Genomic DNA, 22,724 nt, shown 5'->3' with positions numbered 1-22,724 from the left:
CAACCAGGACAGGGGAACGGGTGCACAACCGATGGGACTGAACGAGGACGTGGGGCGCAGGCTGCGCACGTTGCGGCAGGAGCGGGACCTGTCCCTCTCGGAGCTGTCCCGTCGCTCCCGTGTCGGCAAGGGCACGCTCTCGGAGCTGGAGAGCGGGACGCGCAATCCCACCCTGGAGACGTTGTACGCGCTCACCACCGCGCTCGGCCTGCCGCTCAGCGCGGTACTGAGCGACCCACTGCCCACGGGCGGCGCGACCCCTGCGGGTGTCTCCGGGAGCGCCGTGACCGCCGTCCTGCTGGAGCGGTTCGAGGACGAGGCAGCGGTCACCGACGTGTTCCGCGTGAGCATCCGCGCAGGCGCCGTCCAGGAGTCACAGGCGCATGTCCCCGGTACCCGGGAGAGCCTGATGGTGCTGACCGGCACGGCCGTCGTCGGCCCGCCGCACGACACCAGGACGGCCGGCCCCGGCGCCTCCGCGCACTGGCGGGCCGACACGCCCCACGTCTACGGCGCACCCGACGGTGATGTGGAGGGCATCCTCTTCGTCCGCAGCCCGGTCGCGGAGGGCCCGTAGGAGCCGCTCCCCGGTCAGCGGGTCACGCCGCGCCCAGGAGGTTGACCATGCGGATGTAGCGGACCCAGTCCCAGTTGGGACCCGGATCCGTGTGGTCCGTACCCGGCACCTGTGCGTGGCCGAGGATGTGCGCGCGGTCCTTGGGGATGCCGTAGCGGTCGCACACCGACGCGGTCAGCAGGGCGGACTTCTCGTACATGGCGTTGGTGAAGTACGCGGGCTGGTCGACGTAGCCCTCGTGCTCGATGCCGATGCTTCGGGTGTTGTAGTCCCAGTTCCCCGCATGCCAGGCGATGTTCTTCTCCCGTACGCACTGGTCGATGTAACCGTCCCCCGAGCGCACCACGTAGTGCGCGGACACCTGTTTCGCCGGATTCTGGAAGATCGCCACTGCGTCCGAGAACGTCTCCTGGGTGACATGGATGATCACGTACTGCACCGGATAGGCCGAAGGCCGGCTCGAGACCGTGTAGTTGGACGTCGAGGCCGGTACCCAGTGGGCCGCCGGGTAGTCCGTGTCGCCGGTCGTCGCCGCGCTGGCGCGGACGGAGGCGGGAATGAGCGCCCCCGCGGCCGTCGCCGCGGCGCCCTGAAGGATCCTTCTGCGGTCCATGCGTACTCCTGGGTGTGGGGGAGGGACGACAGGCGGGGGACGACGGCGGTCGACAGATTCGGGGCTCGGGACCCGATCCACCCGACATCCGGTGACTCCCCCTGTCCGATGACCGGAATGTGATGTCCGATGTGCGGCCGAGCAACGTGCGCGCCCCACCGTACGGGCGCCGCGCGACCGGCGGAAGACCGGAAGAGTGAAATCGGCACGGGCGAGGGCGAGTTGACGGCGAAGAGGGGTCGACTTCGTGGCCGCCGGAAGGAGTGGTCCGGCGGCCACGACGTTTCGGCCCGTCAGTGCGTCAGCGGGCGGGACAGCTTCAGCAGTGACACGGACGTCTCGATGCCGGAGTCGACCAGCCGGCCGTCCGCGTCGAAGGCGCCCGCCCCGTCGGTCATCCCGAAGTCGTTGTCGTTGATCAGGGCGAGCGTGTCGGGGCCCGTCACCGCCACACCCTCGATCTTCCCGGGCACGCCCGCGACCTTGCCCAGGTCGACGACGAGGCTCTTGCGCAGCACCGGGACGCCTGCGGCCGCCGGGTCCGCCAGCTCCTCGTACGAGGGCGAGGCGGCCGGGACGTCCCAGCGGGAGCCCAGGATGCCGGCGCCGCGGGGGAGTGTGACGCGGTGCAGACGGGCCGCCCGGTCGGTGCGCTCCTCGACCAGGAGGTCGTTGCCGCCGACCGCGACGACCGAGGAGATCTTCAGCTCGGACGTGTCGTCCTCACCGGGATCCACGACGCCCACGGCGTCGAAACGGTACGCGTACTCTGCAGTGACCGCCCGCTTCTTCGTGGAGAAGCGCAGCAGCCGCACATTGCGTGAGGCCTCGCCGGCGTCCTCATCGGGCAGCGAGAGCGGGCTCTGGACGGCGAGCACCAGATCACCGCCCGGCAGCAGCGCCAGGCCCTCGAAGCCGCGGTTGGTCTTCCGGTGGAGCAGGATGCCGGGCAGGGCCTCCACGACGGGGTAGTCCGCATGCTTGAGGTTCAGCCCCTCGGGGACGTAACGGGCGAGCACGCGGCCGCTCCCGGAGACGTGCACCAGCGACGGGCCGTACTCGTCCACCAGCCAGAACGAACCGTCCGCGCCCCGGACGATGCCTTCCGTGTCCAGACCGTTCGGGTCGTACGGGAGAGGCGTCTTCGCGTCGTAGGAGTACGGGGCCTCGTCCCGCCCCGCCTGGTTCGGGAGACCGGTGACGGGAGCTCCGGACCGCGTGGTCAGCGGGAGGGAGCGCAGTACCTCGACGCGCTTGCCGCTCAGCCGCACCTTGACGATCGCCGGGTCGAACCCGGGGACGGGGAAGGTGCGCCGCTTGCCGCCGTCGACCTTGATCTGGCCGTTCGGCCCGCGGTCCGTGACGGTCCAGAACTCGCCCTTGCGACCGGCCGGGTAGAGGTCGCTTCCGATGCCGCCGAGCATCACACCGCGGTCGTCCCCCACGGACCCGGGCAGCAGTCCGTTGCTGAAGCCGGCCAGCGGGACGTCTCCGAGCAGGGCGCTCGCGACGACCCGCGCGGTGTCCTCGGGGCGGTGGCTCCGGTCCTGCGCGCCGGTGGCGGTGCCTGCGACGCACACCGTGCCGAGCAGGGCGAGCGGCAGCCCGACGGCAAGGGATCGACGGACGACACGCGCGGACATGAGGCCTCCTGAGGAGCAAAGGATCTGACGGCCGTCACGTTGCGCCGCGCTCCTCAACGAGCGGTGACATCGAGTTGAACTCCCGGGCGGAACGCGGCGGCGGGCCGGGGTGCTGTGCAGCCGCCCGCCGCCGTTGAGCCGTTGTCACCCGTCCGCGGAGGCCGCGTCCGCCCAGGCCGCCGCCGGATCCTCGTCGGCAGGCCCCGCCGGAGTCCAGCGGCCGCTCTCCTTGCGGTACGGATACCAGCGGGCGTCCCGCCCGTAGCGCAGCTGCACCGTGCCGTCCGCCGACGTCCAGCGGTTGCGCTCGGCCCGCAGCCGGGGGGCCTCGTCCTCCTCCCAGGCGCCGGCGAGCCGCGTCCTGGCCCGCGCGAGTGCGGCGGTGTCGGGCGTCCACTCCTCGTCGAGCACGGCGAGCGAGGCCGCGCCGCCGTACTGCCAGGCACGCACCGCGGCCGGCAGGCCGGCGCGCTGCCGGCCCGATCCGGTCGCCAGCCGGTTCACGATCCACGGTTCGGGTCGCGCTTCGGCCGCCAGCCGTACGGCGTCCTGTCCGGGTGTCAGGGCTGCCGGGACCGGCTGCTGTCCGTGACCGGGCGCCAGCGCCTCGGCCAGCATCCGGTGCGCGCGCACCGCGCCGTCCGTGGCGAGCATCTCCAGGGCCGTCGGGTCCACGCCCGGTTCGGGGTCGGTTTCCGTGTCCAGGCAGGGAGCCGCCCCCGGACCCTCGGGCAGCGCCGGGGGCGGGGGGAGCGGCGGAAGGATGCCGGCCGCCGCGTAGGCCTCGGTCGCGGGGATCCCGCGCACGGCCCGGTCCCCGGCCTCCTCGGCAGGCTCGTCCAGGGTGGCTGACGGTGCGTGACCCGCAGCCCTGGCGGCGATCCGCACCTGGAGCTCGTCGAGCAGCTGCCGTTCCCCGCGGCCCCGCATCAGGAGCAGGACGAACGGATCCTGGTCCAGCAGCCGTGCCACCTGATAGCAGAGCGCGGCGGTGTGCGGGCAGTGGTCCCAGGCCTCGCAGGCGCACTCCGGGTCGAGGTCGCCGATTCCCGGCAGGAGGTCCACACCCGCCGCCGCCGCGTCCTCGACCAGATGCGGCGGCATCTCCCGGTCGAGCAGCGCGGCGATGTGCCCGGCCCGGTCGACGGCCATGTCCAGGAAACGGTCCCATTCCTCTTCGGTCAGCTCCTGGAGCAGTACGTCGCTGCGGTAGCCGCTCTCGTCCCGGTCGCGGACCATCGCGGTGATCCGGCCCGGCCTCACGGACACCGCGCCGACCCGGCCCTCGCGGGCGAACCGGCGACCCTTCTTGAGCTGTTGTCCATCGAGCGCGGTGTCCTCCAGGGCCTTCAGCCACGCCCGGCCCCACCAGGACTCCGCGAAGCCGCGTCCCTGCGCCGGTGGCAACGCGGCGAAGGTGCGCTCCTGGGCGGGCACCGTGCTGTCCTGCCCGTAGCCGTCGTCGCCGTCGCCGTATGCGTCCGGCTCGTATCCCTCGCTCATCGTGCGCCCCCTCGCAGCTCCACCAGATCGGCCAGTTCCGCATCGCTGAGCTCGGTCAGGGCGCTCTCGCCCGAACCGAGCACCGCGTCCGCGAGCCCCTGTTTGCGGGCCAGCATCTCCGCGATCCGGTCCTCGATCGTGCCTTCGGTGATCAGACGGTGGACCTGCACCGGCTGGGTCTGCCCGATGCGGTACGCACGGTCCGTGGCCTGTGCCTCGACGGCCGGGTTCCACCAGCGGTCGAAGTGCACCACATGGCCGGCTCGGGTGAGATTGAGCCCGGTTCCAGCGGCCTTGAGGGACAGCAGGAAGACCGGCGCCCCGCCCGACTGGAACCGGCTGACCATCGCTTCCCGCTGCGCCACCGGCGTCCCGCCGTGCAGGAACTGGGTCCCGATCCCGCGCGCCGCCAGATGGCGCTCCAGCAGCCGGGCCATCTGCACGTACTGGGTGAACACCAGGACGCCCGCGCCCTCCGCGAGGATGGTGTCCAGCAACTCGTCGAGCAGCTCCACCTTTCCTGAACGGTCCGCGACCTTCGGATCCTCCTCCTTGAGGTACTGCGCGGGATGGTTGCAGATCTGCTTGAGCGCGGTGAGCAGTTTGACCACCAGACCACGCCGGGCCATCCCGTCGGCTTCGGAGATCGCTGCCAGCGTCTCCCGCACCACCGCCTCGTAGAGGCCCGCCTGTTCGGGCGTCAGCGACACCGCGCGGTCGGTCTCGGTCTTCGGCGGCAGCTCCGGGGCGATGCCGGGATCGGACTTGCGCCGGCGCAGCAGGAAAGGCCGTACCAGAGCACCGAGGCGCTCGGCCGCCGCCGGGTCGCTGCCGCCCTCCACCGCGCGTGCGTACCGGGTGCGGAAGGTGCCGAGCCTGCCCAGCAGGCCGGGGGTGGTCCAGTCGAGGATGGCCCACAGCTCGGAGAGGTTGTTCTCCACGGGGGTGCCGGTGAGGGCGACCCGCGCCTGTGTGCCGATCGTACGCAGCTGCCTGGCTGTCGCCGAGTACGGGTTCTTGACGTGCTGAGCCTCGTCGGCGACGACCATGCCCCACCGCGCGGCCGCGAGCCGGGGGGCGTCGAGCCGCATCGTTCCGTACGTGGTCAGGACGAACTCGCCGTCCACCAGGCCGTCCAGGCTGCGCGAAGCGCCGTGGAAGCGGCGGACGGGAGTGCCTGGGGCGAACTTCTCGATCTCCCGCTGCCAGTTGCCCATCAGCGAGGTCGGGCAGACCACCAGAGTGGGTCCGGCGGCCCCGTCGAGGGTCTGGCGGTGCAGATGCAGGGCGATCAGCGTGATGGTCTTGCCGAGCCCCATGTCGTCGGCGAGACAGCCGCCGAGCCCGAGCGACGTCATCGTGTGCAGCCAGTTCAGGCCACGGACCTGGTAGTCCCGCAACGTCGCGGTGAGTGCGGCCGGCTGAGCGACCGACGGCTCGTCCGCCTGCCGGGACTCCGGGTCTGCGACCCGCTGCCGCAGGCGTTCCAGCCAGCCGGTCGCCCGGACGTCGACGCGGTGGCCGTCCACCTCGGTGGAGCCCGTCAGTACGGCACTGAGCGCGTCGATGGGGGTGACCTTGCGGTCCTGCGTCTCCCGGGCCCGACGCGCCTCCTCGGGGTCGATCAGCACCCACTGGTCGCGCAGCCGCACCAGCGGCCGCCCCGCCTCGGCGAGCCGGTCGAGCTCGGCACGGCTGAGCTTGTGGTCACCGAGTGCGAACCACCAGTCGAAGCTCAGCAGGGAATCGGTGGCCAGGAGCGGAGCGGTGTCGGACGCGTTCCGGGCGGGCTGCCCGTTCCGGGTGTCCCCGCCGTCCCCGCAGTCCGTGTCGTCCGGGGGGCCGATCACCGCGCGCGTCGTCAGCTTGCGGGCGAGCTCCCGGGGCCAGTGGACCTGAACGCCCGTGGTGGCGAGCGCCCGTGAGGCGGGGCCGAGGAGTTCGGCGATCTCGTCGTCGGCCGGTTCCACGGCGTCCGGTACGGCCGCCGACAGCAGGGGGGACAGGGGAGGCCAGGCGCGGGCGGCCCGGCGCAGCATGACCAGGGCGTCCATCCGGGCCTTCGGCCCGAAGGCCGCGGCGGCGGGTCCCGAACCGGCCCAGACCTCGGCGGCGTCGGCGACCAGCGTCGGGTCGCTCACGCCGTGGATCTGCGGAACGACCCGGAAGGAAGGGGCGGATGGCCGCCCCGGGAGTACCTCACCGGTCCGGTCGAGGCCCGACACCTCGACGCGCAGCGAGAGCCGGATGCCCGCGTCGTGTCCCGCGGCCACATCGGTGACCCAGGCGCGTTGACCGGGCAGATGCTGTGGCGCGTCCGCCGCGAACGCCCGGCCACCCGCGGCGAGCGGGGCGCCGGGTGTGCGCGGCAGCCCGTCCGCGACCGCGTCGAGGAACTCCCTTACCAACCACTCCGGTTCGGGCAGTAGCAGGGGCTGCGCCAGGGCGTCGACGGGCGCCGCGTGGGCGGTCGGCGGCATGGACGCGGCGAGTGTGCGGATCCGTGTCCGGTCGTCGGCCGTGAGCGGGCCGGCCCGCCACGCGTCGTGATCCGTGGCGCTCAGTCCCGGCAGCAGCAGCCCTCGGGCGGCGAACTGCAGGGCCAGCAGCCCCGCCGCCCCCCAGAACAGGGCTGCGGCCGACGCATGGGCCGCCGTCCGGGCGCGGGTGAGCACCGCAAGCGCGTCCCTCACGGGGAGGATCCGCGCCGGCACCGCGTACGGCAGGGCATCCGCGCCGGTGACGGTCACTTCCTCGACCGTTCCGGGGGCTTCGGGCGGACTGCTGCCGTCCGGATACCAGAAGGCGATCCGTCCGGTCCGGGCAGGATCCGCGGGCAGGAAGACCACGGAGCAGCCGGCGAGTGCGGAGATCTCGGAGAGCGTTGCTGCGGGGAGACGGTGCACAGCGATGTCAGAGTCCTCAAATTTGACTAGTGGGCCGAGGTCGCCGAGGGTACTCCTTCGATGTCGCCACGGGCGGGTCGCGGAACGTGATTCATGTCACTCACAAATGCACCTTATGTCTGCCAGGTGTAGCCAGACCCCCGTCGGAATCAGGGGGTTGGCACCAGTGGAACTCGGGTGGTGGCTCCATGGCTGCTATACATCTGCGACCCGTACGTTTCATCAGGTCAGCGCACCTATAAGACCGGAGACATCATGCCTCAGGCCGCAACCACCGTCGCGGAACGAACTCGCGACAGTGACGGAAGTGTCGGAAGTACTGGAAGCGACTTCGCGCCACTGCTGCGGGCCGTCAAGGGGCAGGGGCTCCTCGAACGGCGCACCGGCTGGTACGCGGCGGGCATAGCCGCCAACCTGGTCGCGCTGGGCGCGGTACTGACCGCGTTGGTGCTGCTCGGGAACACCTGGTGGACCCTGCTGCTCACCGTGCCCCTGGCCATCTTCTGGTCCCGCACCGCGTTCGTCGGACACGACGCCGGGCACGCTCAGATCACCGGCGACCGACGGGTGAGCCGGACCATCGGCTTGTTCCACGCGAACCTGCTGCTCGGCATGAACGAAGCGTGGTGGAACGACAAGCACGTACGTCACCACGCCAACCCGAACCACATCGACAAGGACCCCGATGTCGGCGTCGGCGCCCTCGTCTGGACCCAGAAGCAGGCGGCGCAGCGCGAGGGCTTCGCCCGCTGGCTCACCCGCAACCAGGCCAGGCTGTTCTTCCCGATGCTGCTCCTCGAAGGCATCGCCCTGAAGATCTCGGGCTTCCAGTACCTGCGGCAGCAGCCCGTCAGGGAGCGTCTCCTGTCGGCCGCGCTCCTGGTGGCCCACCTCGGCCTCTACGCGACGCTGCTGCTCACCGTCATGTCCCCCGGGAAGGCCATCGTCTTCGCGCTCGTGCACCATGCGCTCTTCGGCCTCCACCTCGGCATGGCCTTCGCTCCGAACCACAAGGGCATGGAGATGCCCGACCCCGACGGGGACCGCTGGGGACACCTGCAGCGACAGGTCCTCACCTCGCGCAACGTGCGGGGCGCCGCCCTCACCGACTGGTTCCTCGGCGGGCTCAACTACCAGATCGAGCACCACCTCTTCCCGAGCATGCCGCGTCCGCATCTGCGGCTGGCCCAGCCCCTGGTCAAGGCCCACTGCGAGACCCTCGGCATGCCGTACGCCGAGACCGGGCTCATCGAGTCCTACCGGCAGGCGCTGGAGCACATGCACGAGGTCGGCGCCCCACTGAGGTGATCGCCCGGCACGCGTACGCGGCCGTTGGAACCGATGGGCGCCCACAGGCGTTCTCACAGCAGGAGCGGCCACGGGCCGCGAAGGAGGCGTGGACGATGTCGAACAGCGCAAAGATCGCCATCGGAGGAGTCGTCGTCGCAGTCGTCCTGATGCCGTTCATCGGGTTCTGGCTGTCCCTGCTGGTGCTCATCGGAATTCCCGCGATCGCGTACCTGGCCCTGGACCCGAGTCAGCGCCGCAGGCTTCGTAGGATCACGCGTAAGGAAATAGGCCGCTGAGAGGGGACCTGCGCAGTGAGCGGGACAGTCACCGTCGTGAGCAGCAATGAGACGTACAGCTTCACCAAGCCGAACCGGGACAGCGTGACCCTGCTGACCGGGCTGGGCGTGGAGGGAGACGTACACGCAGGGGTGACGGTCAAACACCGCTCACGGGTCGCGCAGGACCCCACCCAGCCGAATCTCCGCCAGGTCCACCTCATACAGCAAGAACTGTTCGACGAGCTGCGCGAGGCCGGCTTCGACGTCGCCCCCGGCGACCTCGGGGAGAACGTCACGACCAGTGGTGTCGATCTGCTGGCTCTTCCCGTCGGTACCCTGCTGCACCTCGGTGACGAGGCCGTCGTCGAGGTCACAGGGCTGCGCAATCCGTGCCTGCAGATCGACGCCTTCCAGAACGGGCTGCTCAAGCAGGTCGTCGGCCGGGACGAGGCGGGCGCCGTCGTCCGCAAGTCCGGGATCATGAGCGTGGTCGCCGAGGGCGGCGTGGTCCGTCCCGGCGACCCGATCAGGGTCGAACTCCCCGCGGAGCCGCACCGGCCGCTGGAACGGGTCTGAGCGAAGCCGGCCGTCGGGGCCCGTGATCCCGGGATTCCGGGCCCCGACGGCCGGGACGAGGGCGGATGTCGGGCAGAACGGCGCGACGCGGTCGGAGCAACCGCCCCGGCATGCGCTCCCCGCCCTCGGGAGGCGCTCCTGGGGTCTCTCGTTCGTGGGGATCACGCCGGGCTCGCGGGGTCCGGCCCCTGGACCTGCGGCGTTGTCGTCGGTCACCCGTGCTCCGCAGGGGCTCCCTCCTCCTCGCAGGCGCACGCCCCGGACCCTGCTCCCTGATCCTGTGTGATTCCGGGGAAGGGCCCGCGGCGGCCGCCGCGGCCACCGTCGGCTGCATCGAAGGACGGCTGCACGCGGCCGGTGAGCCTGCGCTCTCAGGACGGTCGTACGGCCATTGCGTCCAGGGCCTTGAGCAGACCGGGCAGCTCCGTCCCGCGTCCGACCGGCAGGATCTCGCCCGGGACCTCGTCCAGCAGCAGGAAGGCGATGTCGTCGGTCCTGGCGACCATGGACCAGCCGGGGCCGTCGGCGCGGATCATCCGGGCGTCCCCCGGGGCGAAGGAGGAACGCACACGGCCGGGCGGCGGCGGGGCGTCGATATAGCTGCGGGCCTCGCTGAGAGCTCTCCGTACACCGGGATGTATCCCGGACGGGGCGCTGTCCTGCGGGCTCCGTGTGCCGGAGCTGCTCCCGGGCGCATCGGCGCCGGCCACGCCGGTACCGGAATCCGGTCCGGCGGCAGGGGCTGCGCCGGAGCCGGCCTCTTCGGCGGCCCCGTCCCCGCTCCCGCCGCCCGCCGGCGCGAACGCCGTCTCGGCGTCGAGCTGCTCCCGCCAGACCGCCCACTGGAGCGCGATCGCGTCCGCGCCCAGCCGGCGCTGGGCGGGCCCCCACGCGTCGGTGTCGGGCGGTGTCAGCGGTGGCGGATCCTCCCCCTCCGCATCCGGGTCGGGCTCCGGATCGTGCGGAGCGCTCACCCCGGGAGCGGCGACGGCCACGGCCAGCGGCCAGCCGGGAAGCGCGCAGACCACCGAGCGGTCGTCCGGCGACAGGTCGTACTCCATCCCGCAGTCCCAGGACGCTATCGCCACCGCCACCAGGGACACGTCGTCGACGACCACGGTCCACCGGGCCCCGTCACCGTCCTGGCCCAGGACCAGGCCGTATCCCTCGGCGTACGGTTCCAGGCCCAGGGCCGCACAGGCTGCGGGGTAGTCGTCCCCGAGGACGCTCGGAAACTGCGCAGGGGTCAGCAGGACCGCAGTCAGCACGTACAGTGCGTCGTCGTCGGCGACTGTGTTGTCCGTCCCGGCCACTGCACCCTCCTCTTCCGTCATGGTTGTCGTCGGCGCACCTTAACCAGTGGGTAACCCGCTCGTCGAGGCCCTGACAAGGCAGGACGCAGGCGGCCCGGCGACGAACCGGACGGCAGCCCTCAGCCGTCGGCCAGGCCGAGCAGCGAACGGGCCACCGTCTCCGGCGACTCGTCGCGCTCGCGGGCGAGCGCGATGACGGCCCGGCAGGCCAGCTCGCCTACACCGAACGAGAGCGCCTCCGGTGACACCCAGGCGCTCGCTTCGTCCATCCGGTCCTGGTCGTCCTCCGCCGACGCGGCGACGAACGTGGCGGCCGCCTCGAAGAGATTGTGCTGCCGGCGCTCCGGCGCCCGCGGGGCAGGTGCGGACGGTCCGTCCCTGCGCGCCGGGGTCACGGCTCTGCGGAGTATGCCGAACATGCTGGTCATGGGGGCCGCCTCTCGTCGACGCGTGGGCCGGGGTCCGCGCCACGCGCTCGTGTGTGGGGTACGGACCGCGCATCAGGTGCCGTCCCTGTCCGTCGTACCTACTCATCGTCCTGCCCCCGCACGTACGCTGGGACACACGACCTGGGCAAGGGGGACGGTTCGGTGAAGCGATACGACCGGCTGAGGGAGATCCATCGGCTCGATCCGGAGCGGGACTTCCTGGAGATCTACCGGATCACGGCGACGTACGAGTTCCCCTGGGACATCACCCGGGCCCTCGAACTGGCCCTGTACCGCACGTATGCCGTGCCCGGCATCGGCCGACTCCTGGCGGAGACGGCCGAGCTGACGGAACGTTCCCAGAAGCGGTACGACGACACGGCGCTCCTCCTGGACACGGTCGTCGAGCACGGATTCGACAGCGACCCGGGACGTACGGCCATCCGCCGGATCAACCGGATGCACAACAGCTTCGACATCAGCAACGACGACATGCGCTACGTGCTGTGCACCTTCGTCGTCACCCCGAAGCGGTGGCTCGACACCTACGGATGGCGCCGGCTGTCCGACCACGAACTGCGAGCCTGTGCTGCCTACTACCGGACCCTGGGCGCCCACATGGGGATCAAGGACCTGCCGCAGACGTACGAGGACTTCGAGCGCACCCTCGACACCTACGAAGACGCACACTTCGGCTGGGACGAAGGGGCGCGCGCGGTGTCGGACGCGACGCTGGAGCTGATGGCCTCCTGGTATCCGCGCCCTCTCGCGCCGATCGTGCGCGGCGCGAGCCTCGCCCTCCTCGACGACTCGCTGCTGAGGGCCTTCCGCTACGAAAGGCCGAGCGCCGCAGCCCGCTCGCTGACCCGCGGTTCCCTGCGCCTGAGAGCCCGCGCGGTCCGCCTGCTGCCGCCGCGTACCCAGCCGCACCACGCCCGGCAGAACCCGGAGATCAAGGGGTACCCGGACGGATACGAGGTGGCCGCGCTCGGTACGTTCCCCACCCCGGGCATCGGCGGCTGCCCGGTTCGCCACCTTCGCCGGCCGGCCGCCCAGGCCGAGTGACCCCGGTAGCGGAACGCGCCGTCGCCCCAGTCACCCAGTCCGCTCGGCCAGCGCGAGGAACCGGCTCACCTCGTCGACGTACGAGGTGAGGCGCCAGCCGGAACGGGCCAGCAGGGGGCCGAGGTTCGGCTCGGCGCGCAGATCGCCGTCCGTGATCCGCCGGCCGTGCCGCGCGGCCAGCGCCGCCCGGCCGATCGGGTGGAACAGCGCCAGCAGCCCACCCGGCCGCACCACCCGGGCCAGTTCGGCCAGATCGGGGCCCGGCCGGGACAGGTGCGAGATCAGCCCGGCCGCGAACACCGCGTCCAGGGTCCGCGGCCGCAGCGGCAGCCGGGCGGCATCGGCCTGGATCAACAGCCCGCTTCCGCCGCGTCCCGCGCGCGCCGCCGACTCCAGCATGGCCGCGGTGAGGTCCGCGCCCAGCACGATGCCCCCGGCACCGACCGCCGCCCGCAGGGCCGGCATCGCCCGCCCCGTACCGCACCCCGCGTCAAGAACGGCATCGCCCGGGCGGAGCCCCAGCGCGGCGACCGCGGTGGCGAAGGCAGGGCCGTCGTCGGGGAAGCGCGTGTCCCAGTCCGCGGCGCGAGCGGTGAAGAAGTCCTGGACGGGTGTGTGGTCATCGGCCATACGGACATGATCGCGCAGCCGCCGTCCGAACGAAACGTCGTGAATCGATGTGCATGTTCGACCATGCTGCGATCGTCTGGGAACATCTCTCTGTCATATTTCGGCAGCTTTCGAATGCGCCCCGGGCGCGCACCCCGGCGCGACTAGCGTCCTCGAGTCATGGGACACCTGGACCACGCCACCTTCGGCTGGCTGACACCTCTGCTGTCGTACGCGATGGCCTGCATCGGCGCCGCGCTCGGTCTGAGCTGCACCGTGCGCGCGCTCGACACGACCGGGCGCTCGCGCCGCAACTGGCTGATCACGGCCGCATCGGCCATCGGCTCGGGCATCTGGACCATGCACTTCGTCGCGATGCTCGGATTCGGGGTCTACGGCACCGACATCCGCTACAACGTGCCGCTGACCTTCCTCAGCCTGCTCGGCGCCATGGTGGTGGTCGGTGGCGGCGTCTTCGCCGTGGGCTACAGCCGCGACCGGACCAGGGCGCTGCTGCTCGGCGGGTTCGCCACCGGGCTCGGCGTCGCCAGCATGCACTATCTCGGCATGGCGGCCCTGCGGCTGCACGGCACCATCCACTACGACCCGCTGAGGGTCCTCCTCTCCGTCGTCATCGCGGTCATCGCGGCCACGGCCGCTCTCTGGGCCGCGCTCAACATCAGATCGACCCGTGCCGTCACCCTGGCCTCCCTCGTAATGGGAGCGGCGGTGAGCAGCATGCACTACACCGGAATGCTGGCCGTGACCGTGCAGGTGACACCGTCGGGGGCCGCACTTCACGGGGCCACCGCGATGCAGTTCATCTTCCCGCTCGCCGTCGGGCTCGGCTCCTACCTCTTCCTCACCTCGGCGTTCGTGGCCCTTTCCCCGACCGCGCCGGAACGCGCCGCGTACGCCCATGCGGGCCGTGCGCAGGCACCGGCCGACGCCACGGCGGGACGCGGCCCGGACCTCCGGCCGCGGCGCGACGCCCGCGGCTCCGACGTGTCGCCCGTCGGCACCGGTGCACCCGTCGGCACCCGTTGACGAGCGGCCCGGCCCGCCCCACCACCACCCACCCAGTTCCGACCCGGAACGAGGAGGCCATGCGCCCACCCCGCACGACGCCGGACCCCGGTGCGTCCGACACCCGGCCCGCCACCTCGCCGACGCCTCCGGCCCGAGGCCGCCGCGCGCACGCAGGACCGCCGGCCGACGAGAGTGCCGAGCACGACGGACCGCTGCCCGCGTACGGCATATCCGCCCCGCGCGGACGGTGGACGCTGCGTCCCAGGACCGTGCGAGCGAAGATCATCTCGCTGCTCATGCTGCCCGTCGTCTCCCTGCTCGCCCTCTGGGGTTTCGCCACCGTGTCCACGGCCCAGGACGTCGCCCGGCTACGGCAGTTGCAGCGCGTCGACGAAGAAGTCAGGGCACCGGTCGCCGCGGCGGTGTCAGCCCTCCAGGACGAACGCAGGGCCGCCATGCTCCAGACCGCCGACCCCAGCAGCGCGCATGCCTCCGCCCTGCACGAGCGGGCCGGCCGCACCGACGCCGCCCTCGACGCACTGCGGCTCGACGACGGTCACACCATTGCCGACACCGGAAACCTCCCTGGGGGAGTGGCCGGCCGGCTCGACCACTTCCTGGCCCTCGCGCAGGACCTGCGGGACGGCGCCAGGAAGGGCGCCGCGGGCGACGAGAACGCTCTGTACGACCGCTACACCTCGACGGTCAGTGCCGCCTTCGCCGTCTCCGGAGCCCTGACCGGAATCCAGGACGACGCCCTCGGCTCCGACGCCCGCGTCCTGCTCGAACTCGCCCGCGCCGACGAGATGCTGGCCCGCGAGGACGCCCTGCTGGCCACCGCCGCGCGCCACGGCACCCTGAAGGACCGCCCACTGCGGCAGTTCACCGGCGCCGTCTACACCCGGCGCAGCCTCACCGAGACCGCCGGTGCCGACCTTCCCGCCACCGAACGCACCGCCTGGCAGGAGTTCACCGCACTGCCCGCCTACCGCGCCATCCGGACGGCCGAGGACAAGGTGCTCGCCGCCGCACCCGGAGGCGAGGCTGCCGCAGCGGTGCCCGCCACCGACTGGCAGCGCGCTGCCGCCGACGTACGCGGCGAACTGCACCGCATCGGCGCGGGCGCGGGAGAGCGCGCCGCCGACCGTGCGGACCCCCTCACCCACGGACTGCTCAGCCCGTCCGGCGCCGCCGTGATCTTCGGGTGCGTCGCAGTCGCCGCCTCCCTCGTGATCTCCGTGCGCATCGGCCGCGCGCTCGTCGTGGAACTGGTCAGCCTGCGCAACAGCGCCCTGGAGATCGCCCGGCGCAAACTGCCCCTGGCCATGCAGCGCCTGCGTGCGGGCGAAGAGCTCGACATCCGCGCCGAGGCTCCGCCGGGGCTCGCCTCCCAGGACGAGATCGGCCAGGTCGGCGAGGCACTCGGCACCGTCCATCGCGCCGCGCTCAGCGCCGCCGTCGAGCGGGCCGAGCTCGCGGACGGGATCTCCGGGGTCTTCGTCAACCTCGCCCGGCGCAGCCAGGTGCTGGTCCACCGCCAGCTCAACCTCCTGGACAACATGGAGCGCCGGGCGGACGACCCCGACGAGCTGAGCGACCTCTTCCGCCTCGACCACCTCACGACCCGGATGCGCCGGCACGCCGAGAGCCTGATCATCCTGTCCGGCGCTGCGCCCGGGCGGGCCTGGCGCCTGCCGGTGTCCCTCACCAACGTCGTGCGGGCGGCCGTCTCCGAGATCGAGGACTACGCCCGGGTGGAGGTCAGCCGGCTCCCGGACGCCGCGGTGAAGGGCACCGCCGTCGCCGACCTCACCCACCTGCTCGCCGAACTGGTCGAGAACGCCGCGCAGTTCTCGCCCCCGCACACCAAGGTGCGCATCACCGGCGAACCCGTGGGCAACGGCTACGCCCTGGAGATCGAGGACCGCGGCCTCGGCATGGGAGTCGAACTGCTCGGCGAGGCCAACCGGCGTATCGAGCAGGCGGAGGCGCTCGACCTGTTCGACAGCGACCGGCTCGGCCTGTTCGTCGTCAGCCGGCTCGCCGTACGGCACCGGATCAAGGTCCAGCTGCGCACCTCCGCGTACGGCGGCACCACGGCGGTCGTCCTGCTGCCGACGGCACTCCTGCAGACGGCACTGCCGCCCGCCGAGGAGCAGGCTGCGCCGCAGCAGGCCTCCGTCGAGCGCCGGGACGCTCACGAACGCACCTCCTTCGGGCCTGGCCCCCATGCCGTACGGCCGCCGCACACGGCGTTCCCCGCACCGGTCGCGGTCCCGGCGCTGGAGTCCCGCACCGCCCCCACGGCCCAGGTGACCTCGCTGCGCCCCCGCCCGGCGGAGGGCAAGGGCGAAGCCACGCCTGCGCCGCAGCCCCCGGTCGGGGAGCAGGACGACGAGACGCTGCCCCGCCGGGTGCGGCAGGCCAGTCTCGTGCCCCAACTGCGCGAAGAGCCCCGGCCCGAACCGCCCCGTGCCGGCGGACCGGCCGAGGGCAACGCCCACCGCACCCCGGAAGAGGCCCGGGACCGCATGACCGCCTACCGCGCCGGTTGGGTACGAGGCGGCGGCGCCGCCCCCGGAGTCCCGGCGGCAGCCTCCGGCACCACCCAACCCCGCCCGCTCAGCGAAGGAGACCCCGCATGATCGCGAACGAGAGGACCGGGGCGGCCCGCCGATCCGGTGAACTCGACTGGCTGCTGGACGACCTGGTGACCCGCGTCGGAGAGGTCCGGCACGCTGTCGTGCTCTCCGGCGACGGGCTCGCGGTCGGTGCGTCCAGCGCGCTGAGCCGCGAGGACGCCGAGCACCTGGCCGCGGTCGCCTCCGGGTTCCACAGCCTCGCCAAGGGCGCGGGACGACACTTTCGCGCGGGCGACGTGCGGCAGACGATGGTCGAGATGGACGACGGCTTCCTGTTCGTCGCCGCCGCGGGGGAGGGGTCGTGCCTCGCCGTGCTCAGCACCGCCTTCGCGGACATCGGCCTGGTCGCCTACGAGATGGCCCGCCTCGTCAAACGCGTAGGTGAGCACCTGCGTACCCCGGCGCGCTTCGCCGGGCACCCGTCGGCAGCCGGCTGAGGGGCGGGAAGAGCAGTGTCCAGGACAGACAGGGGCCCGGAGGCCCCCGACCCCTTCGAGCTGCCGGGCAGCCAGTGGTACGACGCCGATGCGGGGCCGCTCGTCCGTCCGTATGCCATGACCGGTGGCCGGACCGAACCGGGCCCGGGCGGCGCGCGCTTCGACCTGATCGCGCTCGTCACCTTCGACGACACCGTGTCGGGGAGCGCCGAGGACGCGCTGCTGGGTCCCGAGCACCGGACGCTGCTGGCCCTCTGCCGGACCGAGACCCAGTCGGTCGCCGAGCTCTCCGCCGACGCCGACCTGCCGGTCGGCGTGGTCCGGGTGCTGCTCGGCGACCTGCTCGAATCGGGGTACGTGACGGTGAGCCGCCCGGTGCCACCCGCTCAGCTGCCCGATGAGCGCATCCTGCGCGAGGTGATCAACGGTCTTCGCGCGCTCTGAGGGCCCCTGACTACATCTGCGGTGTGCTGCCCCTCAGCTGCGTGAGTTCGTCGTTCATCGCCTGCAGGAAGCGGATGACGACGTGCAGTTCGTCCTCGTCGAACTGCCCCCGGGCCGCATCGGTACTTGCCGCCAGCGGCCTGAAGAAGTCGCGGGCCACCAGTTTTGCCGCAGCGGCGTAATGCAGGCGCACCACCCGGCGGTCGCCGCCGTCCCTGACGCGGTAGATGTGCCCCGCACGCTCCAGCCGGTCCAGACACGCCGTCACCGCACCCGAGGTGAGGTCCAGCTGTTCGCGCAGCCTCCCGGGAGTCATGGCCGAGCCCGCCTCGTCGTGGTCGGCGTCCAGGATGGCGATGAGAGCCTGCACATCCGTCGGGTGGAGGCCCTGTGCCTGGGCAAACTCATGGGTGATGCGATTGAACTCGCTGGTCATCCGGCGCAGCAGCACAGCGAACGACTGGAGCCCGGTGGGCCCGTCGCTCATGCCTCTGTCCGGGCCTCTGTCTGCGGTGCGCATCCCCCCAGAGTAATATCTCTCACTCATTGAGATAATCAACGGCCGAGAGACATCTGTCGTGCATCGACCCATGGGGAAGCAATGAAGCCCGTACCGCGGCACCGCATCGTCCGATGGCTGGTGCCCGTAGCCCTGCTCGTCGTCTGGCTCGGCATCGGAGGGACGCTGGGTCCCTACGCCGGAAAGCTCGGCGAGGTGGCCACGAACGACCAGGCGGCCTTCCTGCCGCGCAGCGCCGAGTCGACCAAGGTCTCCGAGGAGCAGAAGGCGTTCCAGAAGTCGGGGACCGTACCCGCGATCGTCGTGTGGGCCGGCCGGCCGGCGGGGATCCCGGCCGATGCGCAGGAGTCCGCCACCCGGGCGCTCGCCTCCCTGACCGGGCAACCCGGTGTGGTCGGCAAGCCGTCGGCCGTGAAGCCGTCCGAGGACGGTGAGGCGCTCTCCGGTGTCGTACAACTGCGCTCGGACCTGGGCGACGCACTGCCGGACACCCTCGACCGGGTGCGCACCGCGGCCGGCTCCGTGCCGGGCACGACGGCGGAGATCGCCGGTCCCGCGGCCAGTCAGGCCGACCTCAAGGACGCGTTCGCGGGGATCGACGGACTGCTCCTGGGGGTGGCGCTGGCTGCCGTGCTGGTGATCCTCCTGCTCGTCTACCGCAGTCTGCTGCTGCCGTTCCTGATCATCGTCAGTGCCGTCCTCGCCCTCGGCCTGGCCTGCGCCGTCGTGTATGTCCTCGCGGACCACGACGTCGTCCGTGTGGACGGGCAGGTCCAGGGCATCCTGTCCATTCTGGTGATCGGGGCGGCCACCGACTACGCCCTGCTCCTCACCGCCCGCTTCCGGGAGGAACTCTCGCGGCACGGCGACCGGACGGCCGCCGCCCTCGCCGCACTCCGCCGCTCCTTCGGGGCGATCACCGCGAGCGCGGCCACCGTGGCGCTCGGTCTCCTCGCGCTGCTGCTCAGTGATCTGACGAACAACCGGGCACTCGGGCCGGTCGGAGCCATCGGCATCGTCTGTGCGGTGCTGAGCACACTGACGTTCCTGCCCGCGGTGCTGGTGCTCTGTGGTCCGGCCGCCTACTGGCCGGCCAAGCCGCGCCCGGCGGACGAGGAGTCGGGAGGCCACGGCATCTGGCGCCGGGTCGCAGGCCGCGTCGACCGGTCCCCGCGCAAGGTGTGGGTCTCCACCACTCTGGTCCTCGTCGCCTGTGCGGCCTTCGCCCCCACGCTCAAGTCGCAGGGCGTGCCCCTGGACGAGATCTTCGTGAACGACGCCCCGTCGGTCTCGGCCCAGGCCACCTTGGGCAAACACTTCCCCGGCGGCTCCGGCAACCCCGCCGTGGTGGTCGGGGCGGCCGACCGCGTCGACGAAGTGACGGCCGCGGCCGCCCGAACCCCCGGCGTCGCCGCAGCAGCGGCCGTCACCGAGTCCGGCAGGCCGGGCGGGGGGCCGCCCCTCGTGGTCGACGGCCGGGTACGGATCGACGTGACCCTGGACGATGCCGCGGACAGCGACGCCGCCAAGGCGACGGTCCAGCGTCTGCGTACCGCCGTGCACCGCGTCACGGGAGCCGAGGCGCTCGTGGGTGGCTACACCGCTCAGCAGTACGACACGCAGCAGACCGCCGAACGCGACCGCGGCATCATCGTGCCGGTGGTACTCGTGATCATTCTGTTGATCCTCATGGGGCTGCTGCGGTCGGTGCTGGTCCCCGTCCTGCTGGTGGCCACCGTGGGCCTCAACTTCCTCGCGACCCTCGGGGTTTCGTCGCTCGTCTTCAAGCACGTCCTGGGATTCAGCGGTACGGACGCGTCGGTGCCGTTGTACGGATTCGTCTTCCTGGTGGCCCTCGGCGTCGACTACAACATCTTCCTGATGTCACGGGTCCGGGAGGAGGCGCTGGAGCACGGGGCGCGCCAGGGAGTGTTGCGGGGGCTGGTCAGCACGGGCGGGGTCATCACGTCGGCCGGGGTGGTGCTTGCCGCCACCTTCGCGGCGCTCATCGTCATCCCCCTGGCGTTCCTCGCCCAGATCGCGTTCATCGTGGCCTTCGGAGTGCTGCTGGACACTCTGGTGGTGCGTTCGCTCCTGGCACCGGCCCTGGTCGTGGACATCGGCCCCAAGGCCTGGTGGCCGAGCAGGATCAGCCGGATCCGGGCCGGAGGGGAGCGGGCCGGCTCAGGCGGGTGACGCATCCGGGCCCCGGCCCCGCCGCCGGATGTCGGCGGCGGGGCCGGGGCCCGGGGCGCTGCGGGACGTCGTGTCCGACGGGTCAGACATTGACGCCGTAGTCCGAAGCGATTCCGGCCAGCCCGGAGGCGTAACCCTGGCCCACCGCCCGGAACTTCCACTCCGCACCGTGCCGGTACAGCTCGCCGAACACCATCGCGGTCTCCGTGGAGGCGTCCTCGCTCAGGTCGTAGCGGGCGAGCTCCACCCCGTTGGCCCGGTTCACCACGCGGATGAACGCGTTGCGCACCTGGCCGAAACTCTGCCCCCGACTCTGTGCGTCATGGATGGAGACCGGGAAGACGATCTTCGCCACATTCGCGGGGACTCCTGCCAGGTCCACATTGATGGACTCGTCGTCGCCCTCGCCCTCGCCGGTCAGGTTGTCACCGGTGTGCTGGACGGAACCGTCCGGGCTGTTGAGGTTGTTGTAGAAGACGAAGTGCTGGTCCGAGAGGACCTTTCCGGCGTCCGAGCACAGCAGCGCGCTGGCGTCGAGGTCGTGATCGGCGCCCGTCGTCGTCCGTACGTCCCAGCCCAGGCCCACCGTCACCGCGGTCAGGCCGGGTGCCTCCTTCGACAAGGAGACGTTGCCGCCCTTGGCCAGGGTCACACCCATGAACTTCCTCCAATGATCCGTTGATCAGCGTTCCTTCGGCCGCCACCGATGAGGACGGCGGCCCTTCCTCTGTGGTTCCCTTGCTGTGCAGGTCACGAAGTGGTGGCGTGGCCGGGGGAGTCGTCGGCGGTTTGCGCGGGCGCGTCCTCCCTCATGGCCTTGGTCTCACTCTTCAGGATCCGCATGGATTTGCCCAGGGCGCGGGCGGTGTCCGGCAGCTTCTTCGAGCCGAACAGGGCCAGCACGACGATCGCCACGATCAACAGGTGCCAGGGTTCGAGGCCGTTGCGCAGCATGTGGGTCACGCCCTTTCTTGAGGTGTCTTCCGGTCAATGTTTTCGGCAGGCGTTTGTGGACAGGGGATCGGACCGACCATGGACGAGGCCGTGATCCACGCGGACACCAACACTTGCTACATTGCGCAACTGTACAACCATGTGGGATCGAACGTCAGTCCTCCTTCATGGCAGCCGGGCGAACGGGGTGGGCGATGACTGGTAGTCACAAGGGGGCAAATGGCGGCAAAAGGGGAGGGCGCCTGCGGCGAACCGCTCTGGCCGGGCTGTCCTTCCTCGTCCTGCTGGTCGCCGGAGTCGGCTGGGGATATCTCAAACTCACGGGCAGCATCGATACGTTCAGTGCCGACGGGATCTCCGGTGACCGGCCGCCCGACACATCCGCGGGGCAGAACGTTCTCGTCATCGGGTCGGACACCCGATCGGGCGACAACAGCGGACTCGGCGGCGGCACGGGCGAGGTCGGCCGCTCCGACACGGCGTTCCTGCTGCACGTCTACGCCGACCACAAGCACGCAGTGGCCGTCTCCATCCCCCGTGACTCCTTGGTCGACATCCCGGCCTGCAAGAAACCCGGCGGCGACTGGACGACCCCTCAGCAGCACGTCATGTTCAACGGGGCTTTCTCCGTGGGGGAGACCGCCGAGGGGAACCCGGCCTGCACCCAGAACACCGTCGAGCACCTGAGCGGCCTGCGCGTCGACCACACCGTCGTGGTCGACTTTGCCGGCTTCTCCGCACTGACCTCGGCCGTCGGCGGAGTGTCCGTGTGCCTGCCGCAGGAGATCTACCAGCGGGACCTGAACCCCAAGCGCCCCACCCGCGGTGAGCAGGTCTTCGCCAAGGGGCCGCAGACGGTGTCGGGACAGCGCGCCCTCGACTACGTACGGCTGCGGCACGGCATCGGAGACGGCTCCGACATAGGCCGCATCAAAAGGCAACAGGCATTCGTCGGCTCCCTCGTCAAGAAGGTCAAGTCCCGTGGCCTGAACCCCACCACCCTGCTGCCGCTGGCCAACGCGGCTACCGATGCGATGACCGTCGACCCGGGGCTCGGCTCGGCCGACAAACTCCTGTCGTTCGCCATGTCGATGAAGAACATCGATCTGCACAACACCAAGTTCGTGACCGTACCCTGGCGTTACGAGGGAGATCGCGTCGCCATCGTGGAACCGGAGGCCGACGCGCTGTGGGCGGCACTGAAGGCCGACCGCACACTCGACGGCCAGGACGCCGCGGGCACGTCGGGGGCCAAGAACTCCACGCCGGGACCGGGCACGACCGCATCCGGCGCGGCATCCGCTCCCACCGGCCCAGTCTCGGGGGAGGGCATCGACGTGGCTGTCTACAACGGCACTACGGTGACCGGGCTCGCGGCCCGGGCCGCCGAGCTCCTGCGCACCCACGGGTTCACCGTCACCGGCACGGCCACCGCGAACTCCCAGGACCAGGCCCGCACCGTCGTCACCTACGGTCCCGGACTGCAAGGCGCGGCCGCGACCACGGCCCGGCTCTTCGGGGGTGCGCGAACCACGGAGTCCGGCGAGCCCGGAATCCAGGTGATCGTGGGCAGTGACTTCGCCGACAACCCCTCGCCCGCTCCCGCGTCGTCGATCCCCGACGCCGTACCGTCCAGCGTCGCCGACGAGGCCCGCTCCGCGGACGACGACCCGTGCAGCGACCTCTCCTACGGCTGAGTCC

21 protein-coding genes are annotated in these 22,724 nt (G+C 71.5%); 11 read left to right on the top strand and 10 right to left on the bottom strand.

Annotated features, from left to right (window positions below; genetic code table 11):
- The first annotated feature begins 31 nt into the window (after window positions 1–31).
- Window positions 32–577, top strand: a complete 546-nt coding sequence (locus tag OG538_RS01330; RefSeq protein WP_406089267.1) for a helix-turn-helix domain-containing protein — start codon at window positions 32–34, stop codon at window positions 575–577.
- 22 nt (window positions 578–599) lie between these two features.
- On the opposite strand, the gene OG538_RS01325 is transcribed toward OG538_RS01330, so the two are convergent.
- The 4 genes from OG538_RS01325 to OG538_RS01310 form a co-directional block, all read right to left on the bottom strand.
- On the bottom strand, window positions 600–1,190 hold the full coding sequence (locus tag OG538_RS01325) for an N-acetylmuramoyl-L-alanine amidase (RefSeq protein ID WP_406089265.1): 591 nt from the start codon (window positions 1,188–1,190) through the stop codon (window positions 600–602).
- Between the two features lie 293 nt (window positions 1,191–1,483).
- The gene (locus tag OG538_RS01320) at window positions 1,484–2,833 is read right to left on the bottom strand and encodes an esterase-like activity of phytase family protein (protein ID WP_406089263.1); all 1,350 of its coding nucleotides are present in this window, start codon (window positions 2,831–2,833) and stop codon (window positions 1,484–1,486) included.
- A gap of 144 nt (window positions 2,834–2,977) precedes the next feature.
- Window positions 2,978–4,336: an SWF or SNF family helicase gene (locus OG538_RS01315; protein ID WP_406089261.1), complete on the bottom strand. Its 1,359-nt coding sequence runs from the start codon at window positions 4,334–4,336 to the stop codon at window positions 2,978–2,980.
- Window positions 4,333–7,242: a DEAD/DEAH box helicase gene (locus OG538_RS01310; protein WP_406089259.1), complete on the bottom strand. Its 2,910-nt coding sequence runs from the start codon at window positions 7,240–7,242 to the stop codon at window positions 4,333–4,335. Before OG538_RS01310 ends, OG538_RS01315 begins: the two co-directional genes overlap by 4 nt.
- A gap of 255 nt (window positions 7,243–7,497) precedes the next feature.
- Between OG538_RS01310 and OG538_RS01305 the strand changes: the two genes are divergently transcribed.
- The 3 genes from OG538_RS01305 to OG538_RS01295 all read left to right on the top strand — a co-directional run bounded on the left by OG538_RS01305 (window position 7,498) and on the right by OG538_RS01295 (window position 9,386).
- Entirely contained in the window at window positions 7,498–8,550 is a 1,053-nt protein-coding gene (locus OG538_RS01305; protein ID WP_406089257.1) for a fatty acid desaturase family protein, read from the top strand.
- Between the two features lie 95 nt (window positions 8,551–8,645).
- Window positions 8,646–8,828 carry a hypothetical protein gene (locus OG538_RS01300; RefSeq protein WP_406089255.1) on the top strand — a complete coding sequence of 61 codons (183 nt, stop codon included), beginning with the start codon at window positions 8,646–8,648 and terminating at the stop codon, window positions 8,826–8,828.
- 15 nt (window positions 8,829–8,843) lie between these two features.
- A complete protein-coding gene (locus tag OG538_RS01295; RefSeq protein WP_406089253.1) occupies window positions 8,844–9,386 on the top strand; it encodes an MOSC domain-containing protein in 543 nt (180 codons plus the stop codon).
- Window positions 9,387–9,757: 371 nt separating this feature from the next.
- On the opposite strand, the gene OG538_RS01290 is transcribed toward OG538_RS01295, so the two are convergent.
- Both OG538_RS01290 and OG538_RS01285 read right to left on the bottom strand, forming a co-directional pair.
- Window positions 9,758–10,720 (bottom strand): hypothetical protein, encoded by a 963-nt coding sequence (locus OG538_RS01290; RefSeq protein WP_406089251.1) that lies wholly within the window; start codon window positions 10,718–10,720, stop codon window positions 9,758–9,760.
- Between the two features lie 98 nt (window positions 10,721–10,818).
- Entirely contained in the window at window positions 10,819–11,127 is a 309-nt protein-coding gene (locus OG538_RS01285; protein WP_406089249.1) for a hypothetical protein, read from the bottom strand.
- A 162-nt stretch (window positions 11,128–11,289) separates the two neighbouring features.
- Between OG538_RS01285 and OG538_RS01280 the strand changes: the two genes are divergently transcribed.
- Window positions 11,290–12,192, top strand: a complete 903-nt coding sequence (locus tag OG538_RS01280) for an oxygenase MpaB family protein (RefSeq protein ID WP_406089247.1) — start codon at window positions 11,290–11,292, stop codon at window positions 12,190–12,192.
- A gap of 30 nt (window positions 12,193–12,222) precedes the next feature.
- Here the strand turns inward: OG538_RS01280 and OG538_RS01275 are convergent, their stop codons facing one another.
- On the bottom strand, window positions 12,223–12,822 hold the full coding sequence (locus tag OG538_RS01275; RefSeq protein WP_406089245.1) for a class I SAM-dependent methyltransferase: 600 nt from the start codon (window positions 12,820–12,822) through the stop codon (window positions 12,223–12,225).
- Window positions 12,823–12,981: 159 nt separating this feature from the next.
- Here OG538_RS01275 and OG538_RS01270 point away from each other — a divergent pair, with 159 nt between their 5' ends.
- The 4 genes from OG538_RS01270 to OG538_RS01255 are packed head-to-tail and all read left to right on the top strand — an operon-like array spanning window position 12,982 to window position 17,353.
- Window positions 12,982–13,848: an MHYT domain-containing protein gene (locus tag OG538_RS01270; RefSeq protein WP_406089243.1), complete on the top strand. Its 867-nt coding sequence runs from the start codon at window positions 12,982–12,984 to the stop codon at window positions 13,846–13,848.
- Window positions 13,849–13,907: 59 nt separating this feature from the next.
- The gene (locus tag OG538_RS01265; RefSeq protein WP_406089241.1) at window positions 13,908–16,475 is read left to right on the top strand and encodes a nitrate- and nitrite sensing domain-containing protein; all 2,568 of its coding nucleotides are present in this window, start codon (window positions 13,908–13,910) and stop codon (window positions 16,473–16,475) included.
- The gene (locus OG538_RS01260) at window positions 16,472–16,909 is read left to right on the top strand and encodes a roadblock/LC7 domain-containing protein (protein WP_406089239.1); all 438 of its coding nucleotides are present in this window, start codon (window positions 16,472–16,474) and stop codon (window positions 16,907–16,909) included. The genes OG538_RS01265 and OG538_RS01260 overlap by 4 nt, the downstream gene beginning before the upstream one ends.
- Window positions 16,910–16,924: 15 nt before the next feature.
- Window positions 16,925–17,353: a DUF742 domain-containing protein gene (locus OG538_RS01255; RefSeq protein ID WP_406089237.1), complete on the top strand. Its 429-nt coding sequence runs from the start codon at window positions 16,925–16,927 to the stop codon at window positions 17,351–17,353.
- Window positions 17,354–17,363: 10 nt separating this feature from the next.
- On the opposite strand, the gene OG538_RS01250 is transcribed toward OG538_RS01255, so the two are convergent.
- Window positions 17,364–17,873, bottom strand: coding sequence for a MarR family winged helix-turn-helix transcriptional regulator (locus OG538_RS01250; protein WP_406089235.1), 510 nt, complete (start codon window positions 17,871–17,873; stop codon window positions 17,364–17,366).
- 81 nt (window positions 17,874–17,954) lie between these two features.
- On the opposite strand from OG538_RS01250, the gene OG538_RS01245 reads away from it, so the two are divergent.
- Entirely contained in the window at window positions 17,955–20,069 is a 2,115-nt protein-coding gene (locus OG538_RS01245) for an MMPL family transporter (protein ID WP_406089233.1), read from the top strand.
- An 82-nt stretch (window positions 20,070–20,151) separates the two neighbouring features.
- On the opposite strand, the gene OG538_RS01240 is transcribed toward OG538_RS01245, so the two are convergent.
- Entirely contained in the window at window positions 20,152–20,727 is a 576-nt protein-coding gene (locus tag OG538_RS01240; protein WP_136325850.1) for a TerD family protein, read from the bottom strand.
- A 92-nt stretch (window positions 20,728–20,819) separates the two neighbouring features.
- Entirely contained in the window at window positions 20,820–21,023 is a 204-nt protein-coding gene (gene tatA / locus OG538_RS01235) for a Sec-independent protein translocase subunit TatA (RefSeq protein ID WP_406099935.1), read from the bottom strand.
- A 194-nt stretch (window positions 21,024–21,217) separates the two neighbouring features.
- Between tatA and OG538_RS01230 the strand changes: the two genes are divergently transcribed.
- Window positions 21,218–22,720 (top strand): LCP family protein, encoded by a 1,503-nt coding sequence (locus OG538_RS01230; protein WP_406089231.1) that lies wholly within the window; start codon window positions 21,218–21,220, stop codon window positions 22,718–22,720.
- Window positions 22,721–22,724: the final 4 nt, after the last annotated feature.

It is taken from the genome of Streptomyces sp. NBC_01013 (genome assembly GCF_045162765.1).
In the GTDB taxonomy this organism is placed as follows: domain Bacteria; phylum Actinomycetota; class Actinomycetes; order Streptomycetales; family Streptomycetaceae; genus Streptomyces.
The sequence above is the reverse complement of the archived record's forward strand: the minus strand, read 5'-3'. Positions and strand labels throughout refer to the sequence as shown.